This is a genomic window from Polaromonas sp. P1_E3 (assembly GCF_056405935.1).
This window is the reverse complement of record NZ_JBFUBD010000230.1, coordinates 1-4422: the sequence shown is the minus strand read 5'-3', so window position 1 is coordinate 4422 and position 4422 is coordinate 1. Positions and strand designations below refer to the sequence as shown.

At 61.1% G+C, this 4422-nt stretch carries 4 protein-coding genes; all 4 read right to left on the bottom strand.

What is annotated here, in order from left to right; genetic code table 11:
* Positions 1-164: 164 nt before the first annotated feature.
* A complete protein-coding gene (locus AC1D0Z_RS16565; RefSeq protein WP_477659314.1) occupies positions 165-1142 on the bottom strand; it encodes a Bug family tripartite tricarboxylate transporter substrate binding protein in 978 nt (325 codons plus the stop codon).
* 117 nt (positions 1143-1259) lie between these two features.
* Positions 1260-2249 carry a sialic acid TRAP transporter substrate-binding protein SiaP gene (locus AC1D0Z_RS16560; RefSeq protein WP_477659313.1) on the bottom strand — a complete coding sequence of 330 codons (990 nt, stop codon included), beginning with the start codon at positions 2247-2249 and terminating at the stop codon, positions 1260-1262.
* A gap of 145 nt (positions 2250-2394) precedes the next feature.
* A complete protein-coding gene (gene gudD / locus AC1D0Z_RS16555; protein WP_477659312.1) occupies positions 2395-3762 on the bottom strand; it encodes a glucarate dehydratase in 1368 nt (455 codons plus the stop codon).
* Between the two features lie 62 nt (positions 3763-3824).
* Positions 3825-4422 (bottom strand): FadR/GntR family transcriptional regulator (locus AC1D0Z_RS16550; protein WP_477659311.1); only part of this gene is annotated, 598 nt, incomplete at its 5' end.

Below are 4422 nucleotides of genomic sequence, written 5' to 3'. Positions count from 1 at the left end.
GGGTACGTTTAAAGCGGAAAGCCGTTCGGCATTTCGTGCATAGACCCAGGCAAGGTCTGCCTGGTCCGCAAGGTCTTCAAGACTCCGGAAATGAGGCGCGGAGCCCAGTCCTGCACCAATGACGGCGAGGCGCAGCCGCGCGGGGCTGAGTGCCGAAGGCATGGTTAATCAAGCTTGACGTTGGCTGCCTTGATCACTTGCGCCCACTTCTCTACTTCAGCCTTCTGGAAGGCGGATACCTGTTCGGTTGTCATGCTCGAGGGTTGCATGCCGAGTCCCTTGAGGCGTTCCTGCATTTCGGGCTGCGCAGTGATCTTCATGATTTCATCGTGCAGCCTGTCAATGATGGGCTTGGGGGTGCCGGTCGGCACAAAAATGGCCTGCCATGAGGAAACTTCAAATCCGGGGACGGACTCGGCCACCGTTGGAACATTGGGCATGGACTCCAGGCGCTTGGCGGAGGTGACGGCCAGCGCACGCACCTTGCCGCTCTGGATATGCGGACCGGCCACGACCGTGGTGTCAAACATCATGTCCACCTGGCCGCCGATCACGTCCTGGATGGCGGGACCGCTGCCTTTGTAGGGCACATGGATGAACTGGGTGCCCGACTTGAAACCCAGCAGTTCCAGCGATAGATGCTGCGAAGTGCCGCTTCCGGCCGATGCCGAAGAAATGGTTTTAGGTTTGGCCTTTGCAGCCGCCAGCACGTCCTGCAGCGTTTTGTAAGGGCTGTTGGCTCCCACCACCAGCACGACCGGGTTGGTGCCGATGAGTGCCACTGGCGAGAAAGACTTGATCGGGTCATAGCCCAGTTTGGGGTACAGGCTCACGTTGATCGCATGCGAGCTGACCGTGCCGCCCAGCATCGTGTAGCCGTCTGCCGGTGCGCGGGATGCCACTTCCGAACCGACGCTGCCGCCAGCGCCGCCCTTGTTGTCGATCACGATGGTGGTACCCAGGACTGGCCCGAGCTTCTGCCCAATCAGCCGGCCCAGGATGTCGGTCGTGCCGCCCGCGGGAAAGGGCACAACGTAAGTGATGGGTTTGCTGGGCCATTTGTCTTGCGCCAGAGCGGGAAGGCCAAGCGCCGACAGGGCAGCGCAGGCAAGTGCGGAATGGATGAGGGACCGGCGTTTCATGGTGTGTCTCCTGTGTTGGTTGCGTTGATGCTGGATGGATAAACCGATGGATGCGAGCCGGGTATGGATGTCCTGGCTCAAGCAGGCGCCCCGACGCTACGCATCCTGCGTCAGCACTTACTTGATGGCCTGGATGCGCTCGTACAGGCTCTTGGGCCAAGGCGCATCAGCTGCGGTGAGTGAAGGCAACACGGCGGCCGCAAAAGGCGCACGGTCCACCTTGTTGACTGTTTTTCCCTTTTTCTCGAACTCGCTGACCAGGCGGTTCTCGGCGTCGACGATATCCTGGCTGGCACGGCTGGACGCTTCCCAGAGTACCTGGTCGAAGATTTTTTTGTCGGCCTCGCTGAGTTTGGACCAGACCGAACCCGACACCGCAGTGATCAGTGATTCGGTGATGTGGCCGGTCAGGGTGATGTATTTCTGGACTTCGTAAAACCTCTTGGCCTCGATGGTGGGAAGCGGATTCTCCTGCGCATCGACCGTCCCGTTTTGCAGCGCCAGGTAGACCTCGGCAAATGCGATGGGCGTCGGGTTCGCGCCCACGGCCCTTGGGAACATCACAAAAAGTGGCGCATCAGGCACGCGCAGCTTGAGGCCTTTCATGTCTTCGGGCTTGCTGATGACCTTGTTGGAAGTCATATGGCGCAGGCCGTAGTAGGTGTAGCCTGCAATGTGCTGGCCGCCGGTCTTGCTGGCGTATCCCTGCGCCAGCTCCTGGAAGACCGGACCGTTGCGGAAAGCCTGGAAGTGCGCGTAGTCGCGAAACACAAAGGGCGCGGCAGCGATCGACAGCGGCGGATGCGCACGCCCGGCAAAGGCCGCGCCGGTATAAATGATGTCGACGGTGCCCAGCGTCAGGCCCTGGTTGATGTCGGTTTCCTTGCCCAGGGATGAGGCCGGGAAGACTTCCACCACGTAACGGCCGTTGGTTTTCTTTTTGATTTCATCAGCGGCCCAGACGGCCTGCTTGTGAAAGGTCTCCGAAGTTTCGTAGACGTGTGCCCATTTGAGTTTGGTCTGGGCAGCGGCACCGCCTGCGCCCAGCGTGCCGGCCAGTGCCAGCAGTGTCGCGCCCGCAATGCTGCAAAGGGTTCTGCGTTTCATGTCTTGTCTCCTGATTGTTGTAGTGGCTCAGTGGGTATCGGTGGTGGGGAGGGCGCCGCGGTATACCGCCCCTGGCGCCTGACGGGCAGTGCCCTGTTCAATGGGCATTTCCGGGAATCCTCTAAATTCCCGCAGCCCGCTGGATTCATCGAACCATGCAGGGCATCTTGTTGTTGAACTTCCAGTTGGGGATCAGGTATTGCATGGCCACTGCATCGTCGCGTGCGCCAAGGCCGTGCTTGAGATAAAGCTGGTGTGCTTTTTCCACTTCTGCCATGTCCAGTTCGACGCCCAGGCCTGGCGTTTTCGGTACCGCAACCTGGCCGTCCACGATTTGCAGCGGCGCTTTCGTCAGGCGCTGGCCGTCCTGCCAGATCCAGTGCGTGTCGATCGCGGTGACCTTGCCCGGCGCGGCCGCAGCCACGTGGGTGAACATGGCCAGGGAAATGTCGAAATGGTTGTTGGAATGCGAGCCCCAGGTCAGTCCCCAGGTCTGGCAGACCTGCGCGACGCGCACGGACCCTTGCATGGTCCAGAAGTGCGGGTCGGCCAGCGGAATGTCGACCGACTGCAGGTGAATGGTGTGGGAAAGCTCACGCCAGTCAGTGGCGATCATGTTGGTAGCGGTGGGCAGACCTGTGGCGCGGCGGAACTCCGCCATCACCTCACGGCCCGAGAACACGCCTTCGGCTCCGCAGGGGTCTTCTGCGTAGGCCAGCACATCGCCGCGGCCCTGGCAAATGCGGATGGCATCCTTGAGCAGCCACCCACCGTTCGGATCCAGCGTGATGCGCGCATCGGGAAAACGTTCCGCCAGGGCGGTGATGGCTTCCATCTCTTCTTCGCCCCGCAACACGCCGCCCTTGAGCTTGAAGTCTTTAAAGCCGTAGCGCTTGTAGGCCGCTTCGGCCAGCGCCACAATGCCCTTGGCGTCCATGGCGGCCTCATGGCGCAGGCGCAGCCAGTCGTCTTCGGCATCCGGCGCGCTGCCATATGCCAGGTCCGTCTTTTTGCGGTCGGCTACATAAAAGAGGTAGCCCAGCATGGCGACTGAATCGCGTTGCTGGCCTTCGCCCAACAACGCCGCGACGGGTACGCCCAGAAATTGGCCGAGCAGGTCGAGCAGGGCGCTTTCAACTGCGGTGACGGCATGGATTGCCACGCGGAGGTCGAAGGTCTGGTTGCCGCGGCCGCCGCTGTCACGGTCGGCAAAGCGTGTGCGCAGGGTATTGAGCACCTGGTTCCAGGCGCCAATCGACTGGCCTTCGATCAGTTCACGCGCATCTTCCAGGGTCTTGCGTATTTTCTCGCCGCCCGGCACTTCGCCCACGCCGGTGCGGCCGGAACTATCCGTCAGGATCAGCAGGTTACGGGTAAAGAACGGGCCGTGCGCACCACTGAGGTTGAGCAGCATGCTGTCCTGGCCAGCCACGGGAATCACCTGTACGCGGGTGATTTTGGGTGTTTGCGAGGGGGCTGAAAGGGCTGTTGCGGGAGCGGTGGAAGCGGGCATACCGGACGGGTTGTAGGATGGTTGATAAAAATTTATCAGTTATCGTACAACTCACCGACGGTTTATGCAACCAGGTTTGTGCCCAGGTTTCGGGGAGATGAGGCCTCGGAGGGTTCGCCGGGAGGTTGCATGGTGTGCGCGTTGTTACCCCTGCGAAGCCGTTCCCGGCTGTTGGAAAGGTGCGTCCGCATGGCGGCGCGTGCTGCTTCCGCATCCTGGCTTCGAATGGCGTTGTAAATGCTCTCGTGCTCGCTGTTGACCCGCTGCAGGTAATTGAAGCGGCCTTCCGGTGCGCTGTGCGTTGTGTTGACGCGGGTGCGCGGAATGATCATGGTGCCCAGGTAGGTCATGAGGTCGGCGAAGTGCCGGTTGCCTGTGGCGCGGGCCACCTCCATATGGAACTGGAAGTCTGGTGGCACCGCATCGGAATCCAGGCTGATGGAGTCATGAAATGCGCGCAGGGCATTTTCCAGGGCTTTGAGGTTTTCTGGCGTCCTCCTCTGTGCAGCGAGGCCGGCAGCTTCCGTTTCGAGGCTGATGCGCAACTCCAGCACGGAGATCACGTCGGCCACAGTCGCAAAGTCTTCGGCGGTAATCCTGAAGTTGCCTGCGTCCTGCGGTTGCAGCACAAAGGTGCCGATCCCGTGCCGGGTTTCGACC